Genomic DNA, 17,179 nt, shown 5'->3' with positions numbered 1-17,179 from the left:
CGCGCCGATGTGCCGTCCGCGGAATGCCGCGCCATAATAACGATAGAGGAAACACCATGTCTGCCGAAGCCAGGCTCAAGGAACTCGGGCTGACACTGCCCAACGTCGCGACACCGGTCGCCAATTACGTCCGCTTCAAGCGGGTCGGCGATATCGTCTATCTCTCGGGCCAGGGGCCGCGCCGTGCCGATGGCAGCTATCCGACCGGCAAGGTCGGCGCCGACGTGACGGTCGAAGAGGCTTATGAGCACGCCAAACAGACCGGGCTTGGTCTGCTGGCTGCCATGCAGGAAGCCGCCGGTTCGCTCGACAAGGTCGAGGTCATCAAGCTGCTCGGCATGGTCAATGCGGTGCCGGATTTCGCGGAACAGCCCAAGGTGATCAACGGCTGCTCGGACCTGTTCGTCGCCGTTCTCGGCGAGAATGGCCGTCACGCCCGCTCGGCCGTCGGCATGGGTTCGCTGCCCAACAACATGACCGTCGAGATCGAAGTCATCATCCGGGTGCTGCCATGACCGCGCTTGCCGAGGAAATCGCCCGCGTCTACGGCACGCCGGCAGTCGTCATCGATCTCGACAAGGTCGAGGCCAATATCGCGCGCCTGCAGGCCGCCTGCGACGCCGCCGGCGTCGCCAACCGCCCGCATATCAAGACCCATAAATCGCCTGAGCTTGCGCGCCTGCAGCGCGAGGCCGGCGCCCGCGGCATCACCTGCCAGAAGCTCGGCGAAGCCGAGGTCATGGCCGATGGCGGGCTCGACGACATCATGATCAGCTACAACATCCTGGGCGAGCAGAAGCTTGGGCGCCTCGGCGCGCTCCAGCGCCGCGTGCGGATGATCGTTGCCGCTGACAATCCCGTCACCATCGCCGGCCTGCCGACGGCTGCCGAGATCGCCGGGCGCGATCTCGAAGTCGTGGTGGAATGCGACACCGGGCGCCAGCGCGCCGGAGTCGAGACGCCCGGTGAGGCGGTCGAGCTTGCGAAGCTGATCGCCGGCTCCAAGGGCCTGCGCTTCGCCGGTTTCCTGATGTATCCGCCCGAGGATGGCTGGGACCGGACGCAGCTGTTCCTCGACACGGCCAATGCGGGCCTGCGCGATGCGGGGCTCGAGGCCGGCATCGTCTCGACCGGTGGCTCGCCCAACATTCCGAATATCGGCAAGCTCAAGGGCGCGACCGAGCACCGCGCCGGCACCTCGATCTTCAACGACCGCATGCAGGTCGCGGCGGGCGTCGCCAGCCTCGATGACTGCGCCCTGACAGTCTATGCGACGGTGGTGAGCCGTGCCGGCCCGGAACGGGGCATCCTCGATTCAGGCTCCAAGACGCTGACGAGCGATACCGGTGGCCTCGAAGGACACGGCTATATTCTGGAGTATCCTTCCGCCAAGATCGCCAAATTCGCCGAGGAACATGGTTTTCTCGACCTTGCGGCCTCGAATGAGCGACCGAAGGTCGGCGAGGTCGTCCGGATCGTGCCGAACCATGTCTGCGTCGTCGTCAACATGGTCGACAGGCTGATCACTGTGCGCGGTGACAAGCTGATCGGCGAATTGCCGGTCGCGGCGCGCGGCAAGCTGACCTGATACGCTTCGATCATCGGACCGGATATCGTATCCGGTCCGATGATCTAACCTTCCGTGCTTGCATCGGCTTTCCTGCGATGCCACGCCCCGGAGGGTTCAGCTCTCGGGGTGCCTCGCGTTCCATGCGGCAGCATAGTCGCTGCACAACTGATCGAGCTCGGTGCGGTCGGTGATCCCCGCCGGTCGGGCGCGAGACGGCGAGGCGGCCTGGTAGGGCACGGAGCGCTGGTGCGCGATGCGCCAGAGCCGCCGCATTTCGGCGAGTGGGTCTCCGTGATCGTCGACGCGGATATCGAAGCTCGGAAAGGCATCGGTCGACCAGATCCGGATCGCGCAGGACTGGCGACCCCGCTTGTCGCCGCCAGCCCGCTCGCCGGCCTCGAGCGCAACCAGCAAGCGCTCGTCGAAATCGAGCGCCGAGGCCGCGATATAGGCCTTCAGCGTTTCCTCGATCACCTGCGGCCCGGCGAGCATGTTGCCCGCGACCGAGACCTGCGGGCCCTCGACCGAGCCGCACCAGTCGATGCAGGCCGAGCCGGTATGAGCGGCGATCTTGCCGTCCCGGTCGATGACGTGCAGTTGGCGATGGTTGCGTCCCTCATCGGCTGCGGTGAGGTTGGCGACGATCTCGGCGGCCGGGCGGCCTTCGAGCAGAAGCCGCAGGCCATCGACGCCATAGAGCGGGTTGAGGAAGGCCTGTGTGGCAAGCGCCCCCGTGCGCGCCGAGCCGTGCGGCACACGCGAGCCGACGGCGAAGGCGCAGGTGGATACCGCGACGCCATAGGCGCCTGTCGCCGCATCGCGGGCGACGATAGACCAGGTCATGGAGTGATCCCTCTCAGCGGCCGGTAGCGTAGGCCTGCATCAGACGTGGCGTCGCCGCGGCACGCAAGAGGCCATTGCTGCTCTTCTCCGCCGCGGTCAGGCGTCCGACGGTCCAGGCCGGTGCCTTCTCGAGGTCATGGCCGCGCCGGACGAGATCGGCGATCGCCGCGGCACCGATGCTCTCCTCGACCGTCAGATGTCCCGGCCGTGCTTCGCGCGGGTAGAAGGTCGAGGGGAAGTGCTGCGTGTGGAAGAGCGGCAGGTCGATCGCCTCCTGCAGGTTCAGGCCGTGGTGCACCCGGCGCAGGAACATGCCGAGCTGCCATTGCTCCTGCTGGTCGCCGCCCGGCGTACCGAAAGCCAGGCGCGGCTCGCCATTCTCGAAGGCGAGCGTCGGCGTCAGCGTCGTGCGCGGGCGCTTGAGCGGCGCGAGCGAGGCCGGCAGGCCCTCTTCGAGCCAGAATGCCTGTGCGCGTGAGTTCAGGGGGAAGCCGAGTTCGGGGATCACCGGCGAGGATTGCAGCCAGCCGCCAGACGGCGTGGCGGCGATCATGTTGCCCCATTTGTCGATCACGTCGATATGAACGGTATCGCCGCGCTTCGACGAAGCGACCATCGAGGCGAGGGTCGGTTCCCCGACGGTTGCACCGCCGGCGCCGCTCTGCCCGGCGATGCGGATATTCGCCAGCATCTTGCCGACCTGCTCCTCGAAGCCGGGGATCATGCCGGGGCGCAGTTCATGCGAAGCCTTGTCGGTGATGAGATTGCGCCGGCCACGGGCGTAATCCTCCGAAAGCAGCGTCGCCATCGGCACCTTCACGAAATCCGGATCGCCGTAATAGGCTTCGCGATCGGCGAAGGCGAGTTTCATCGCCTCGGTGACGTGATGGATGAATTCCGGGCTGGCCGGCCCCATCGCACCGAGATCGATGCCTTCCAGGATCTTCAGCGTCTGCAGGAAGACGGGGCCCTGGCCCCAGGGACCGATCTTGAAGACCTCCCAGCCGTGATAGTTGACGCTGGCGGGCGTCTCGTAGGTGGGCGTCCAGCGCGCCATGTCATCGGCGGTGAGCAGGCCCTTGTGGCGGCGGCCCGAGGAATCGATCGCCTCGGTCGTGCGGCAGAATTTGTCCATCGCCTCCGCGACGAAGCCCTTGTACCAAGTGTCGTAGGCGGCCTCGATCTGCTTCTCGCGCGAGCCGCCGGCAGCTTCCGCCTCCGCAAGGATGCGCTTGTAGGTTTCCGCCGCGGCCTTGTTGCGGAAGAGCTCCTTGCCCTTCGGCACGTTGCCGCCCGGCAGATAGACGGCGCCGGAGGTCGGCCACTCATTGGTGAAGAGATCGGTCAGGGTCCCGATCGTGTCGGAAACACGCGGCAACATCGGATGGCCATTTTCGAAATAGCCGATGGCCGGCTCGAGCACTTCACGCAGCGGCAGGCGACCATGGTCGCGCAGCAGCGTCATCCAGCCGCCGAAGGCGCCGGGCACGACCGTCGAGAGCAGTCCCGAGCCGGGGATCAGGTCGAGGCCGAGTTCCTTGAAGGCTTCGATCGTGGCGGCCTGCGGAGCCGGGCCCTGCGCGCAGATGACTTCGACCTTCTTCGTCTCGGCCGAATAGAACACTGCCGGCATGTCGCCCGCCGGGCCGACCAGATGCGGCTCGACGACCTGGAGCACGAAGGCCGCGGCGGCACAGGCATCGAAGGCGTTGCCGCCCTTTTCCAGCATGGCCATGCCGGAGGCCGTCGCCAGCCAATGCGTCGAGGTGACGACACCAAAGGTGCCGAGGATTTCGGGGCGGGTCGTGAACATGAGGATATCCCTAGGCTTGCTTAGTGTTCTTTGGGGTCGAGCGCGTCCCGCAGTCCGTCGCCGAGCAGGTTGAAGCCGAGAACGGCGAGGAAGATGGCGATGCCGGGCGCCACCGACATCCACGGCGCCTGCTCCATGAAGTTCTTGGCGACGTTCAGCATCTGCCCCCAGGAGGGTGCAGGAGGTTGCTGGCCGAGACCGAGGAAGGAGAGGGCCGCTTCCAGGATGATGGCCTGCGCCATGAACAGGGTGGATTGCACCACGACCGGCGAAAGCGTGTTCGGCAGGACGTGAAGGAACAGGATCCGCATGTCGCGGGCGCCGATCGCGCGCGTTCCCTCGATGAAGTCCTCGGCCTTGATGCTGAGCACCTGGCCTCTGACCAGCCGGATGAAGATCGGGACGGCCGAGAGGCCGATCGCGATCATGGCGTTGGTCAAGGAGGGGCCGAGGATCGCCGCAAACGCAATCGCGACGATCAAAAAGGGGCAGGCCAGCATCGCTTCGGTGACGCGCGAGATCGCGATGTCGATCCAACCGCCATACCAGCCCGCCAGCAGCCCGAACGGTACGCCGACCGCCAGCGCGATCGAGACCGAGAAGATGCCCGCGAGGAGCGAGGTTTGCGCGCCGTAGAACAGCCGGGCAAACTGGTCGCGGCCGAGTTCGTCGGTGCCGAACCAATACAATGCCGAAGGCGGCTTCCGAATGGCGAGGAAGTTTGACTTCAACGGGTCGGCGAGTGGCAGCAGCGGCGCCAGGATGGCCATCAGCACGAAGATCAGCACGAGCGCGCCGCCGATCTGGGCGGAGCGGTTGTGCAGCAGCTTTGTCCAGGCGCGCGGGCTTCGCGCTGGCAACGGGTCCGATGCGCCGGCCGGGGACGGGCGGTCCAATGCGATATTCGCCATCAGCCGTCCCTCAGGCGCGGGTTGACCAGGATATAGAGCAGATCGGCAAGCAGGTTCATCAGGATGAAGCCGATTGCAGTGCACAGGACAACGCCTTGCACTACGCCATAGTCGCGATTGAACACGGCGTCGACGATCAGCTTGCCGAAGCCGGGAATCGTGAAGACCTGTTCGGTCAGCACCGCCCCGGCCAGCAACTCACCGAAGAGCAGCGTCGAGAGGGTGATGATCGGAATCAGCGCGTTGCGCAGCGCATGGCGGTTGACCACCGCCTGCTCGTCGAGCCCCTTGGCGCGCGCGGTGCGGACGTAGTCGGACTGCAGGACCTCCAGCATCGCAGCGCGCGTATGGCGCATCAGGAAGGCCGCAAGCCCGCCGCCGAGCACGAAGGCGGGCATGATCAGCCGCTCGATCGCGCCGATCGGATTGCTGAAGATCGGCTCGTATCCTGATGCCGGCAGCAGCTTGAGCTCCACCGAGACGAGCAGGATCAGCATGATGCCGAGCCAGAAATTCGGGATCGAGAGGCCCGACAAGGCGAGCGCACTGGCGGAATAGTCGAGGGCTGTCCCCTTGTTGCGGGCGGCGATGATGCCCGCCGGGACGCCGATCGTGACGGCGACGAGGATCGAGGCCGTGGCGAGCTGGATCGTCACGGGCAGCTTTTGCAGGATCAGCCCGAGCACCGGCTCGCCGGTTCGCAGCGAGCGACCGAAATCGCCCTGCACGACCTGGCCGAGCCAGGCGAAGAACTGGACGACGATGGGATCGTCCATCCGGTAGATTTCGCGCAGCCGGGCGATCACCTCGGGATCGCGTTCCTCACCGGCAATGACGAGGAAGGGATCGCCGGGCAAGGCCCGCTGCAGGGCGAAGACGAACAGCGACACCAGAAAGAGCGTCGGGATCGCGATCAGGACGCGGCGGCCGATCAGGGTCAGCATGGCTGCCCCCCGAGCCGCGCGGCCATTCCGGGCGACGCAAGGGGCGCCCGGAGCCGATGAGGCCGTTGTGTTCGAGAAGAAGCGTTCATCACTTCTTCTTCAACCCGGCGAGGCGGATCATGCCGTCGGGATTGATCACGAAACCATCGATGTTGGAGCGCAGCGCGAAGAACACCGTCTGGTTGTAGAGATAGACGATCGGCAGCTCGTCCTGCAGGATTGTCTGCGCTGCGTCATAGAGCTTCTTGCGCTCGGCGACTTCATAGACAGTGCGCGCCTGGTCGAGCAGCTTGTCGACTTCCGGATTGCTGTAGCGCCCGTCGTTCTGGTTGCCCTTCGTCGTCACGAACTGGTGGATATTGCCATCCGGGTCGATGCGGCCGGACCAACCGATGCGGCTCATCTGGAACTTGCCCTGCTGCTGGTCGCGCAGCTGGCTTGCGAACTCGCTCGAGCGGATCTGGATGTCGATGCCGGCTTCCTGGGCCATCGCCTGGATGACCTGGCCGAGCTGTGCGTCGACGGGGTTGTTGGTGACGAAGAGCTCGACCGAGACCTTCTCGGCACCGGCCGCCTTGAGCAGCGCCTTGGCCTTGGCGACATCGCGCGCCGGCACCGGGAAATCGGCGCTGAGATAGGGGTTACCGGGGTTGAAGGGCTGGATCATCGGCTCATACAGCCCTTCGAACACGACCTGGCTCAGGACCTTGCGGTCGATGGCGAGCGACAGGGCCTGGCGGACGCGCTTGTCCTTGCCCATCGGCTGGTTCGCCGCCTCGCCATGGGACGTGTTGATGGTGATGCCCTGGTAGCCGAGATTCGACGTGCTCGCGATCTTGAGCGACTTGTCGCCCCGGGCGCCCGGCACGTCGGTCGGCGCGAGGCGCTCCAGCATGTCGAGCTCGCCGGCCCGCAGATTGGCCAGGCGTACGGTGCCGTCGGGGATCGAACGATAGAGCACGCGGTCGAACTGGTAGTTCGCGGCCTCCCAGTGCTCCTTGAACTTCTCCAGCACGATGCGGTCGTTCTGGACGCGCTCGACGAACTTGTAGGGGCCGGAGCAGATCGGCTTGGCGCCGACATCGCCGCTGAGGCTCTTGGGAGCCAGCATCATGCCGGCGCGGTCGGTCAACTGGGCGAGCAGGGTTGCGTCAGGGCGCTTGAGCTTCAGCACGAGCGTGGTGGCATCGACGGCCTCGACACTGTCGACCGAGGCGAGTTCCGATTTCCGCAGGGAGTCCGGCAGCGTCCGTGCCCGTTCCAGATTGGCCTTCGCGGCTTCGGCATTGAAGGGCTCGCCGTCATGGAATTTTGCATCGCTGCGCAGCTTCATGGTCAGCGTCAGCCCGTCGGGGGAGAAAGACCATTCGGTCGCCAGCCGCGGTACGAGCTTGAGGTCCGGCGTGATATCGAGCAACCGGTCGCACAGCCCCATGAAGACGATGCGACCGACGAAGGTGCGCGCCTTGTGGGGGTCGAGCACGTCGGGGTCGTCCTGCAGACCGACACGCAGCGTGGCCGGCGCCTGCGCCATGGCTGGCAGGCTGGCGATCGTCAGGAAGGTCGCTGAAACCAGCGCGGCAATGAGCTTCATCGGTTTTCCCCTGTTGGATTTCTGTGTGAGGCGCGTTCGCGCGACCGGATGGTGATGTGGCGCATCGGCCCGCCGGATGCAGGTCGCTTGCACGGCTAGGTCGATGTGCAGAATCCGAAAGCGAAGAGCCTCCCGGGTTGGTCCCGTTCAGCACTAAGTTGGCGCAAGTTTCGGCGGGCGTCGATCATGCGCTGCATCATTCTTGCGGAGTGTTGTTCCCGGGCCCCGGTTCGGCTTGTATGCAAGTTGGCGGCCAAGCTCTCCGCTTCTGGCTGAGGCCGGCATGTCCCGGCAACGCGCGCGCAGGACATGATCTCTGCTATGCACTGCGCCGAACGGATACGGGTATCAGGCGCAGCTTGTATGCGCTGAAAACAGGGAATGGGACGGATGCTTCTGGGTGTGATCGCCGACGACATGACGGGTGCGACCGACGTCGCCCTGATGCTGAACCGGGCCGGGATGCGGACGGTTCAGGTGATCGGCGCGCCATCGGCCAATGCTGCCTTGCCGGAGGCCGATGCGGTTGTCGTCGCGTTGAAGTCGCGCACCAATCCGGTTTCGGAAGCAGTGGCGCAATCGCTCGCCGCCTGCGAGGCGCTGCTCGCCGCCGGGGCGCGTCAGATCCTGTTCAAATATTGCTCGACCTTCGACTCGACCCCGCATGGCAATATCGGCCCCGTGGCGGATGCGCTGATGCGCCGGCTCGGTGCGGAAAGCGCCATCATTTGCCCGGCCTTTCCGGCGAATGGCCGCTCGATCTATCAGGGCTATCTCTTCGTCGGCTCCGTGCCTCTGCATGAGAGTTCGATGAAGGACCACCCGTTGACGCCGATGCGGGATTCAAACCTGATGCGCCTGATGGCGGCACAGACCGAGACGCCGGTCGGCCATATCGGATACACCGCGGTTCTGGCTGGAGCCGACGCGGTCAAGACCCGGCTGGCAGAGCTGGCGGGGCAGGGCGTGCGCTATGTCGTGACCGACGCGCTGACCAATGACGACCTGATGGTGCTGGGCGCTGCTGTCGATGGGGCGGTCCTGCTGACGGGCGGTTCCGGCATCGCGATGGGGCTGCCGCAGAATTTCCGCAAGGCAGGGCTGTTGCCGGATCGCGACATCGCGGCGCATCTCGATGCGCCCGAGGGGCGGGCCGGGATTATCTCGGGCAGCTGCTCCACCGCCACGCGCGGCCAGATCAAGGCGGCGCTCGACGCCGATTATCCCGCGCTGAAGGTCGACCCGCTGGCTCTGGCCACGGGCGAGCAGACGGCGCAGATCCTGGCCGATTGGGCGTTGGCGCAACCGGCCGATCGCCCCTTCCTCGTCTATTCCAGCGATGACCCGGTCGAAGTCGCCGCGATCCAGGGGCAGCTCGGCCGCGACAAGGCCGGTGAGATCGTCGAGCAGGCTTTCGCTGAAACGGCGCGCCTGCTTGCCAAGGGCGGCGTCACGCGCCTGCTCGTCGCTGGCGGAGAGACCTCTGGCGCTGTTGTCCAGGGGCTCGGCATCCAGACGCTCGAGATTGGTCCTGAGATCGATCCCGGTGTGCCGTGGACTCGTGTGGTCGGTAGCCCTGCAATGGCTGTTGCACTGAAGTCCGGGAATTTCGGCGCGCCCGATTTCTTCTTGAAGGCATGGAGCCTGCTCCGCTAGATCATCGGACCGGATATCGTATCCCGTCCAATGATCTAGCTTTCTGTGTTTGCATCGGCTTTCCCGGAAACCGCAATCCACTTTTCGGGCCGATGCTCTAACCAGGACAGGCCATTCAGTTCGGCGCATCAAAACTCGTATAGGATCGGACCTCCACGGCAGCGGAGACGGGGATGGACATGGCATTTCTGGGCGAACTCCTGACGAGCGTGGCGGACCGTGGCCGCGCACTGATCGGCCTTGAGCGTTTTGCCGGGAACCGCAACCGCTCGCTTGAGCGGCTCTGCGAGGACCTGCTGTCGGGGCGCGGTGAAGCCTCCGGCATGGCTTTGGCGCAGGCCGTTCTCGACCAGTGGGATCGGCTAGACCCGCCCGGGCGCCTCAGCTTCTTCCGACTGCTGCAGGATCGCTTCGGTCCGGATCAGGAGAAGTTGAGCGCCGCGATCGAGCGCTACCAGAACGAGCCGGATGCGGCTGCGATCGCAGCGTTGCACATTGCCTCCGAGCCGCGTCGGCAGGAACTGTTTCGCCGTCTCAACCTTGCGCCCGGCGGCACCCATGTGCTGGTCCGCATGCGCGAAGCGTTGTTCGAGGCCATGGCGGCGGAGCCGGACCTGTCGGTCGTCGACACCGATTTTCGGCATCTCTTCGGCTCCTGGTTCAATCGCGGCTTCCTGGTGCTGCGCCGCATCGACTGGCATACGCCAGCCAATGTGCTGGAGAAGATCATCCGCTACGAAGCGGTGCATGAGATCCAGGGCTGGGACGATCTGCGTCGCAGGCTCGAACCGGCAGACAGGCGCTGTTTCGCCTTCTTCCATCCCCAGCTCATCGATGAGCCGCTGATCTTCGTCGAGGTTGCGCTGACGGGCGCGATCCCGCGCAGCATCGCCGAAGTCCTGAGTGAGGAGCGCGAGGTCCTCCCGGCCCAGAAGGCGTCCACGGCGGTGTTCTATTCGATCTCGAACTGCCAGGAGGGCTTACGTGGCATTTCCTTCGGCAATTTCCTGATCAAGCAGGTCGCCGAGGACCTGAAGCGCGAGCTGCCCGGACTGGATACCTTCGTCACGCTCTCGCCCGTTCCCGGCTTTGCGCGCTGGCTCGCAGGCGTCGTCGCCGGGCCCGGCGACCCGCAGCTCAGCAATGAGGAACTCTCCGAGTTGGCCCGCCCGGTTGGCGAGACCATTGTGCTGGACGAGCCGACGAGGGCGCGGCGCGACAAGCTGCTGGGCCAGATGGCGGCGCATTATCTGCTGCGCGCCCGCGCGTCGTCCGGGCGCGTCATCGACCCTGTCGCGCGCTTCCATCTCGGCAATGGCGCAAGGCTGGAACGCATCAATGTCGGCGGCAATCTCTCGGCCCGGGGCCTGCGCGAGTCGCACGGCGTGATGGTCAACTACCGCTACGATCTCGGCGATATCGAAGCCAATCACGAGGCTTTCGCCAGCCGCAACACCGTTGTCGCTTCGTCCGCCGCCCGTAAGCTGCTACGTCCCGTCTCCGCCTGAACGAAAACCTGAGACCTGTCATGGCCAATCATCTGTTCGACCTCGTCACCGCGCGCATTCCTGCCCCGGACGCTCCTTTCGCGCTTCTCGATGACGGCCGTCGCTACAGCTATGCCGAGATGGTCGCGGTGTCCGCCCGCTTCGCCAATGCCCTCGTCGCGCTCGGCGTGAAGCCGGGCGACCGCGTTGCCGTGCAGGTGGAAAAGAGCATCGAGGCGCTGATGCTCTATCTCGGCACGATCCGCGCCGGCGCCGTTTTCCTGCCGCTGAACACGGCCTACACGCCGGCCGAGATCGAGTACTTCCTCGGCGATGCCGAGCCCGCCGTCTTCGTGTGCGATCCGGCGAGGGCCGAGGCGCTGCGCCCCCAAGCCGCGAAAGCCGGCGCCAGGCTGGAAACGCTCGGGGTCGCGACCGGCACGCTCTTCGACAAGACTGCCGGCGCTTCCGCAGCATTTGCCGATGTCGCGCGTGGCCCGGACGACCTGGCCGCGATCCTCTACACCTCGGGGACGACCGGGCGCTCCAAGGGCGCGATGCTGAGCCATGACAACCTGGCCTCGAACGCGCTCGCACTGGTCGACTACTGGCGCTTCAGCAAGGACGACCGGCTGCTGCATGCGCTGCCGATCTTCCATACGCACGGCCTCTTCGTCGCGACCAATGTCGTGCTCTTCGCCGGTGCCTCGATGATCCTGCTGCCGAAATTCGATCCCGAGCAGATCATGAAATACCTGCCACAGGCGACCTGCATGATGGGCGTGCCGACCTTCTATGTCCGGCTGCTGCAGGATCCCCGCCTGACGCAGGAGGCGACAAGGCATATGCGCCTCTTCGTCTCCGGTTCGGCGCCGCTGCTCGCCGAGACGCATCGCGAATGGCGCGAGCGCACCGGCCACGCCATCCTCGAGCGCTACGGCATGACCGAGACCAATATGAACACCTCCAACCCCTATGAGGGCGAGCGTGTTGCCGGCACGGTCGGGTTCCCGCTGCCGGGCGTGAGCGCGCGCGTCACCGATCCGGAAACCGGCGGGACGCTCGGTGCCGACGAGATCGGCATGATCGAGGTCAAGGGCCCGAACGTCTTCAAGGGGTACTGGCGCAATCCCGAAAAGACCAAGTCCGAGTTTCGCGATGACGGCTTCTTCATCACCGGCGACCTCGGCAAGATCGACGCCGCCGGGTATGTCCACATCGTCGGGCGCGGCAAGGATCTGATCATCACCGGCGGCTACAACGTCTATCCGAAGGAAGTCGAGACCGAGATCGACGAGATGCCGGGCGTGGTCGAGAGCGCGGTCATCGGCTGCCCGCATCCCGATTTCGGCGAGGGTGTCACGGCCGTCGTCGTGGTCAAGCCCGGCGCCGAGATCACCGCCGCGTCGATCTCGAAGGCGCTCGATCAGCGCCTCGCCAGGTTCAAGCTGCCGAAGCAGGTGTTCATCGTGCCCGAGCTGCCGCGCAACACCATGGGCAAGGTCCAGAAGAACCTGCTGCGCGACAGCTATCGCGACATCTACGCCAAGAGCGCGAAGGCGGGAGAGTAACCCGGCGCCGCGCGGTCAAACCCGCGCGGGCTCCCTGATTTCGATGGTTTCGCCATCGCGGGGGATCAGCAGGCGCTCCAGCCCGATACCGTGCTGTTCAGCGGATTTGCGCAAGGCGGCCCGGCTGACGCTCGCATGGTCGAGCGCTTCCATATGGGTCGCGATGACGACGGCCTCGGGCGCTGCTTCGCAGAGTGCCAGCGTCTGCGCGTCGTCCATCACGATCAGGATGTTGTCCCAGAGTGCACCGCAGGAATGACTTACGATCACATCCGGTGCGGTCGCCGAAACCGCTTCGAGCAGCGGTGGATAGAGAATGCTGTCCCCGCACCAATAGAGCGTCGGCTCGCCTGGGGCCTCCAGGCTGAAGCCCATCACCGGTCCCATCTTCTCGACGACGGCGCCGCTGCCATGCTGCGCCGGGACGCGCTTCAGGATAATCGGGCCGATCCGCTGGAAGCACTCCACAGGTGTAACCGACTGGAAGCCCGCCTCCGCAATCTTGTCCTCGTCGCCGGGGCGGCAGGACAGCGGCAGATACTTGGGAATGCGCTCCTTCGCGACGCTGTCGAAATGGTCGGAATGCAGGTGCGAGACGATCACCTGGTCGACACCATCGAGAATGCTCTCGATCGGTTCGGGCAGCTCGACCATCGGGTTCGCGGATTTGCCCGTGAAAGAGGGACGGCCGTGCATGGGGCCGAAATCAGGGTCGATCAGGAGCGTCCTGCCTGCATAGACAAGCTTGAGCGTGGCATTGCGGAGGAGTTGGAGCCGCATGAGTGTCTCCGGATAGTGGCAATGCAGCTCATCATGCGTTCTTCCGTTCGTCGGCGGCCAGTTCTATTTTGTGAAGTCGACAGCACTCGGCATTGATCAATGCCCGTCCTGATTTGAGATCAAGGGGAAACTCTCGCAGCCTCCCAAAGACCTACGTCTTTGGACTATACATCGCGAGGGCCGGCGAGCGGGGCTCAGCCCTTAGGTTGCGGCACCATACCGAGATCGAATTCAGCCTCGGCGGCAGAGGCTTCGCGATGCCTGAGGCGGCTCTCCCGCAATTCGCCGGCAGTCTCGAGTATAGGATAGGCAATCGACGTGATGTGCCCGTGGATGCGCTTGAGGTCGCGCAGAACGTCGAGATGGATCGAGCTCGTCTCCATCGATTCCGGCACGCCGCTGCGCAGCCGCTCATAGTGGCTCTCGGTCGCACGGCGCTCGGCGGAGCGCATCTCGGACTTTTCGTCGAAAAGTTGGCGCGCCAATGCGATGTCGCGCGTCGCGAGGACGTTCAGGGCCAGCCGCAGGCTGTGGGTCACCCGCGCGTGCAGCGCGCTGATCTCCGCGAGACCCTCTGCCGAGAAGCGATAGCCTCTGCGGATCTTCTTCTCGGCCAGCTCCCGGAGATTTTTGTCGATGATGTCGCCGATATGCTCGAGATTGGTGTTCAGCGTGATGATCTCGACCAGGCGGCGGCTTTCCTCCGCGCTCAGCTCCGACCGGGACAGGCGCACCAGATAGAGCTTGATCGCCTCATGGATCGTGTCGACACCGTCATCGGCCTGCGAAATCTCGCGGGAGAGCTTGATCTGGTCGCCATCGAGCAGGGTCAGCGTGTCCTTCAGCATCTCGCCGACGCGGTCGCCGAGATGCAGCGTCTCGCGCATGGCGCAGGCAAGCGCTTCCGACGGGCTGTCGAGCACGCCGGGGTCGAGGTAGAGCGGACGGATCACGCGTTCGTTTGTCGGTGCTGTCGGCATGAACCGCAGGACCAGGTCGGAAATCGGCGTGATGAAAGGCAGGAACAGCAGTCCGCCGGCGATGTTGAGCGCCAGATGCAATTCGACTGCAAGCCGCCCGGGATTGGGAGAAAGGGATGAGAACCAGCCGGCGAGCGGGCCGGCGAACGGGATCGCGACCACGGCGATGACGAGGCGCGTCAGCAGATTGGCGACGGCGACACGGCGCTGCGCGATCGGTGCGCCGAGCTGGTCGATGACCGGGACCAGGGCGTTGCCGAGATTCGCTCCGACGATGAGTGTCACGGCCATGGTCGGGGAGAGCAGCCCGCCTGACCAGAACGAGGCGATCAGCAGGACGATGGCGAGGCTGGAATGGGTCAGCCAGGTCGCGGCAACAGCAACAAGCACGGCGATGACCGGCTCGCCGGCCAGTGCCTGCAGAATGAGCTTGAAGGTCGGAGACTGGGCCAGCGGAGCGGCGGCGGATTTCAGTTCGACGAGCGAGAGCAGGATGAGCCCGATGCCGACCAGGACACGACCGATATTGCGGGCCCGGTCCATCGCCTCGTTGGCGAGATAGAGCGCCACACCGACGGCGAGGCAAAGCCCCCAGATCCAGCCAAGATCGAGGGAGACGAGAAAGGCCGCGAGCGCTGTGCCGATATTGGCTCCGAGCAGTACGGCAAGCGCCATCGGCAAGGTGATCAGCGATTGGCCCGCGAACGAGGAGAGCAACAGCGTCGTCGCCGTCGAGCTCTGCAGCACCAGCGTCACGGCGGCGCCGCTGGCGAGCGCCGTGAACCGGTTCCGCGTGAAGCGTGCCAAGGCCTGCCGGAGGGAGGAGCCGAAAGCCCGCGTGGCGCCCGTCCTGACCAGGCGCACGGCCCAGATCAGCAGAGCCACCGCACCTGCAAGGTGAATCAGGACCGAGGTGGTGCTGTCGACCGCGTTCATCTCGTGCGTGGGTCTCCGAATCGGGGGTGCCAGGGGCCTCGCGAAGCACAGCCAATCTAGCTGAATTTCGTTAGCCGTCTTATAAAATATGCGGGTTGAAAGGGGCCATTTGATGACCCCTCTCGCAGCCATTGTCGTCGGTGGCCGGTGATCGGTTCAAGCCGCAAATGTGCCGTAGGGGACGTTTTCCCGGGCATCGCGCAACGCTGTCGCCCACCAGTGCAATTGCGCGAGCATGGTCGCCATCGCCTGCTCGGCCTTGGTCGCATCCAGGAGCTGGCCCGTCTCATCGAACTGGCCCCAGGCATGCGCAAAGCAGACGACGTCGCGGACCGTGGCTGCGTGCAGCTCATTGAAGACCTGGCGCAACTGGTCGATGGCGCGCAAGCCACCGGAGACGCCGCCATAGGACACGAAGGCGACCGGCTTGCCGCGCCACTCGGGCCCGACGAGATCGATCAGGAACTTCAGCGGCGCCGGATAGCCGCGGTTATATTCCGGCGTCACCACGATGAAGCCATCGGCGCGCCCGATGCGCTCCCTGAGCAGGCGCACCGTCGGTGTCTCGCCGCGCGGATGGCGCTTCGGCAGGTCGAGCGTCAGCGGATCGATGACATCGACGACGAAGGGGCCTTCGCCTTCGATCTGCGACAGCGCCCAGTTGGCCACCCGGTCGCAGAGCCGCCCCTCGCGGGTGCTGCCATAGATCAGGGCGAGATGGATCCTGCGGTCTAACGGACGGTGCATTGTCGCGCTCCAGGCTGCTTGCACATCGGAAGCGCAGGGTTATAAAACCTCAAGCAAGGTTAAGGTCAAGCGCCGATGAGCAAAGCGGATCACGCCCATTTCTTCGAGGAGATGAGTGTCGGCGAGGTGGCGAGACGCAGCGGACTCGCTGTCTCCACCATCCATTTCTACGAGGCCAAGGGCCTGATCCGCAGCGCGCGCAGCAGCGGAAACCAGCGTCGTTATCCGCGCGAGGTGCTGCGGCGCGTAGCGATCATCAAGGTGGCGCAGCGCACGGGCATCCCGCTGAAGACGATCGGGGACGCCTTCAAGGCCTTGCCGTCGGAGCGCACGCCCACGGTGGAGGACTGGTCAAGACTGTCATCGGTCTGGAAAGCCGAACTGGAGCGCCGGATCGACCGGCTGACGCGGCTGCGCGACCACCTGACCGACTGCATCGGCTGCGGCTGCCTCTCGGTGAAGAGCTGCCCGCTGCACAATCCCTGGGACCGGCTGGGCGAGCAGGGCGCGGGACCGCGCCTGCTCGATCCCGATTGAGGCTGCCGGTTACTGCACCTTGTGCAACTGCGACAGCGGGAACTTGGCGACGTCTGCCAGCAGCTCCGCAAAACCCTTCGCCTGAAGGGCTGCCGTTGCCTTGCCCTTGTCGGCCGTCGCCAGGCTGGCATCGCCTGCGGCGCCGCTCGGGTTGACGTCCTGCGCCATCCAGGCATGCGCATGCAGGCCTGTCGGCCTGAGCCAGGCATATTCGCCCTGCATCTTGATCGTGCTCGGTTCGAAGCGTCCAGCCTTGCTCATGTCGACCAGATCCGGCCGGAAATGCAGCATCAGCGAGGTTTCGATGTCCCCGGCATGGATGCCGTGATTGGCATCAAGATCGGCATAGACGCCTTGCGGCAGGCCGAAGGCGCGCCAGGCGGTGGTGACCGCCAGCATGCCGTGGCGCACCCGCAGTTCCCGCGCGACCACCTTCATCGGGTCGATATTGCCACCATGCGAGGTGACGATGACGAGTTTGCGCAGGCCGGCGCGCCGCACGCTTTCGCCAATCTCGAGCCAGCTCTGTGTCGCGCTCTCCCAGGACAGGGTCAGCGTGCCCGGCGAATGCAGATGCTCGTTCGACTTGCAGATCGGCAGCGTCGGCAGCACCAGCACATCGAGATTGGCTGGCACCAGCGGCATTGCCTCGGCCAGCATGGAATTCATGATGGTGGTGTCGACCGAGACCGGCAGATGCGGCCCGTGCTGCTCGATCGCCGCCAGCGGCAGCACCGCCACGGTGTTGTCGGGCGACAGCCCCTCGAAATCGGTGGTCTTCAGATCGCCCCAGAAACGCGCGCTCATCGC

15 protein-coding genes are annotated in these 17,179 nt (G+C 65.3%); 6 read left to right on the top strand and 9 right to left on the bottom strand.

Annotated elements, in window-relative coordinates:
- Positions 1 to 56 precede the first annotated feature (56 nt).
- Together FG93_RS28055 and FG93_RS28050 are read left to right on the top strand one after the other, a co-directional pair.
- Positions 57 to 515: a RidA family protein gene (locus FG93_RS28055; protein ID WP_043241362.1), complete on the top strand. Its 459-nt coding sequence runs from the start codon at positions 57 to 59 to the stop codon at positions 513 to 515.
- Positions 512 to 1,588 carry a D-TA family PLP-dependent enzyme gene (locus FG93_RS28050; RefSeq protein ID WP_043241359.1) on the top strand — a complete coding sequence of 359 codons (1,077 nt, stop codon included), beginning with the start codon at positions 512 to 514 and terminating at the stop codon, positions 1,586 to 1,588. The genes FG93_RS28055 and FG93_RS28050 overlap by 4 nt, the downstream gene beginning before the upstream one ends.
- A gap of 96 nt (positions 1,589 to 1,684) precedes the next feature.
- Here FG93_RS28050 and FG93_RS28045 read toward each other — a convergent pair whose 3' ends face one another.
- The 5 genes from FG93_RS28045 to FG93_RS28025 all read right to left on the bottom strand — a co-directional run bounded on the left by FG93_RS28045 (position 1,685) and on the right by FG93_RS28025 (position 7,675).
- Entirely contained in the window at positions 1,685 to 2,413 is a 729-nt protein-coding gene (locus FG93_RS28045; protein ID WP_043241356.1) for a DUF1028 domain-containing protein, read from the bottom strand.
- A 13-nt stretch (positions 2,414 to 2,426) separates the two neighbouring features.
- Positions 2,427 to 4,232 (bottom strand): gamma-glutamyltransferase family protein, encoded by a 1,806-nt coding sequence (locus FG93_RS28040; protein WP_200878175.1) that lies wholly within the window; start codon positions 4,230 to 4,232, stop codon positions 2,427 to 2,429.
- A 14-nt stretch (positions 4,233 to 4,246) separates the two neighbouring features.
- Positions 4,247 to 5,137 (bottom strand): ABC transporter permease, encoded by an 891-nt coding sequence (locus FG93_RS28035; RefSeq protein WP_043241351.1) that lies wholly within the window; start codon positions 5,135 to 5,137, stop codon positions 4,247 to 4,249.
- Positions 5,137 to 6,081, bottom strand: coding sequence for an ABC transporter permease (locus FG93_RS28030; RefSeq protein ID WP_043241348.1), 945 nt, complete (start codon positions 6,079 to 6,081; stop codon positions 5,137 to 5,139). Before FG93_RS28030 ends, FG93_RS28035 begins: the two co-directional genes overlap by 1 nt.
- A gap of 88 nt (positions 6,082 to 6,169) precedes the next feature.
- Positions 6,170 to 7,675 (bottom strand): ABC transporter substrate-binding protein, encoded by a 1,506-nt coding sequence (locus FG93_RS28025; protein ID WP_043241345.1) that lies wholly within the window; start codon positions 7,673 to 7,675, stop codon positions 6,170 to 6,172.
- 390 nt (positions 7,676 to 8,065) lie between these two features.
- Between FG93_RS28025 and otnK the strand changes: the two genes are divergently transcribed.
- From otnK to FG93_RS28010, 3 genes are all read left to right on the top strand, one after another.
- The gene (gene otnK, locus FG93_RS28020; protein ID WP_043241342.1) at positions 8,066 to 9,331 is read left to right on the top strand and encodes a 3-oxo-tetronate kinase; all 1,266 of its coding nucleotides are present in this window, start codon (positions 8,066 to 8,068) and stop codon (positions 9,329 to 9,331) included.
- 173 nt (positions 9,332 to 9,504) lie between these two features.
- Positions 9,505 to 10,839 carry a malonyl-CoA decarboxylase gene (locus FG93_RS28015; RefSeq protein ID WP_043241339.1) on the top strand — a complete coding sequence of 445 codons (1,335 nt, stop codon included), beginning with the start codon at positions 9,505 to 9,507 and terminating at the stop codon, positions 10,837 to 10,839.
- 20 nt (positions 10,840 to 10,859) lie between these two features.
- Complete coding sequence (locus FG93_RS28010; protein WP_043241336.1) at positions 10,860 to 12,389, top strand: malonyl-CoA synthase; 1,530 nt, start codon at positions 10,860 to 10,862, stop codon at positions 12,387 to 12,389.
- A 15-nt stretch (positions 12,390 to 12,404) separates the two neighbouring features.
- Here FG93_RS28010 and FG93_RS28005 read toward each other — a convergent pair whose 3' ends face one another.
- The 3 genes from FG93_RS28005 to FG93_RS27995 form a co-directional block, all read right to left on the bottom strand.
- A complete protein-coding gene (locus tag FG93_RS28005; protein ID WP_043241333.1) occupies positions 12,405 to 13,169 on the bottom strand; it encodes an MBL fold metallo-hydrolase in 765 nt (254 codons plus the stop codon).
- A 194-nt stretch (positions 13,170 to 13,363) separates the two neighbouring features.
- A complete protein-coding gene (locus FG93_RS28000) occupies positions 13,364 to 15,085 on the bottom strand; it encodes a Na/Pi cotransporter family protein (RefSeq protein WP_052514296.1) in 1,722 nt (573 codons plus the stop codon).
- Positions 15,086 to 15,241: 156 nt separating this feature from the next.
- Positions 15,242 to 15,832 carry an NADPH-dependent FMN reductase gene (locus tag FG93_RS27995; protein ID WP_043241331.1) on the bottom strand — a complete coding sequence of 197 codons (591 nt, stop codon included), beginning with the start codon at positions 15,830 to 15,832 and terminating at the stop codon, positions 15,242 to 15,244.
- 75 nt (positions 15,833 to 15,907) lie between these two features.
- On the opposite strand from FG93_RS27995, the gene soxR reads away from it, so the two are divergent.
- Positions 15,908 to 16,369, top strand: a complete 462-nt coding sequence (gene soxR / locus FG93_RS27990; RefSeq protein ID WP_043241328.1) for a redox-sensitive transcriptional activator SoxR — start codon at positions 15,908 to 15,910, stop codon at positions 16,367 to 16,369.
- A gap of 9 nt (positions 16,370 to 16,378) precedes the next feature.
- Here soxR and FG93_RS27985 read toward each other — a convergent pair whose 3' ends face one another.
- On the bottom strand, positions 16,379 to 17,176 hold the full coding sequence (locus FG93_RS27985; protein ID WP_043241325.1) for a creatininase family protein: 798 nt from the start codon (positions 17,174 to 17,176) through the stop codon (positions 16,379 to 16,381).
- Positions 17,177 to 17,179: the final 3 nt, after the last annotated feature.

It is taken from the genome of Allobosea sp. LC85, assembly GCF_000735605.1.
In the GTDB taxonomy this organism is placed as follows: domain Bacteria; phylum Pseudomonadota; class Alphaproteobacteria; order Rhizobiales; family Beijerinckiaceae; genus Allobosea.
The sequence above is the reverse complement of the archived record's forward strand: the minus strand, read 5'-3'. Positions and strand labels throughout refer to the sequence as shown.

Coding starts and splice junctions, on each gene's coding strand:
- FG93_RS28055 (WP_043241362.1), top strand. CDS start 57: ATGTCTGCCGAAGCCAGGCTCAAGGAACTCGGGCTGACACTGCCCAAC.
- FG93_RS28000 (WP_052514296.1), bottom strand. CDS start 15,085: ATGAACGCGGTCGACAGCACCACCTCGGTCCTGATTCACCTTGCAGGT.
- FG93_RS27985 (WP_043241325.1), bottom strand. CDS start 17,176: ATGAGCGCGCGTTTCTGGGGCGATCTGAAGACCACCGATTTCGAGGGG.
- FG93_RS28005 (WP_043241333.1), bottom strand. CDS start 13,169: ATGCGGCTCCAACTCCTCCGCAATGCCACGCTCAAGCTTGTCTATGCA.
- FG93_RS28045 (WP_043241356.1), bottom strand. CDS start 2,413: ATGACCTGGTCTATCGTCGCCCGCGATGCGGCGACAGGCGCCTATGGC.
- FG93_RS28035 (WP_043241351.1), bottom strand. CDS start 5,137: ATGGCGAATATCGCATTGGACCGCCCGTCCCCGGCCGGCGCATCGGAC.
- FG93_RS28010 (WP_043241336.1), top strand. CDS start 10,860: ATGGCCAATCATCTGTTCGACCTCGTCACCGCGCGCATTCCTGCCCCG.
- FG93_RS28025 (WP_043241345.1), bottom strand. CDS start 7,675: ATGAAGCTCATTGCCGCGCTGGTTTCAGCGACCTTCCTGACGATCGCC.
- otnK (WP_043241342.1), top strand. CDS start 8,066: ATGCTTCTGGGTGTGATCGCCGACGACATGACGGGTGCGACCGACGTC.
- FG93_RS28050 (WP_043241359.1), top strand. CDS start 512: ATGACCGCGCTTGCCGAGGAAATCGCCCGCGTCTACGGCACGCCGGCA.
- FG93_RS28030 (WP_043241348.1), bottom strand. CDS start 6,081: ATGCTGACCCTGATCGGCCGCCGCGTCCTGATCGCGATCCCGACGCTC.
- soxR (WP_043241328.1), top strand. CDS start 15,908: ATGAGCAAAGCGGATCACGCCCATTTCTTCGAGGAGATGAGTGTCGGC.
- FG93_RS27995 (WP_043241331.1), bottom strand. CDS start 15,832: ATGCACCGTCCGTTAGACCGCAGGATCCATCTCGCCCTGATCTATGGC.
- FG93_RS28015 (WP_043241339.1), top strand. CDS start 9,505: ATGGACATGGCATTTCTGGGCGAACTCCTGACGAGCGTGGCGGACCGT.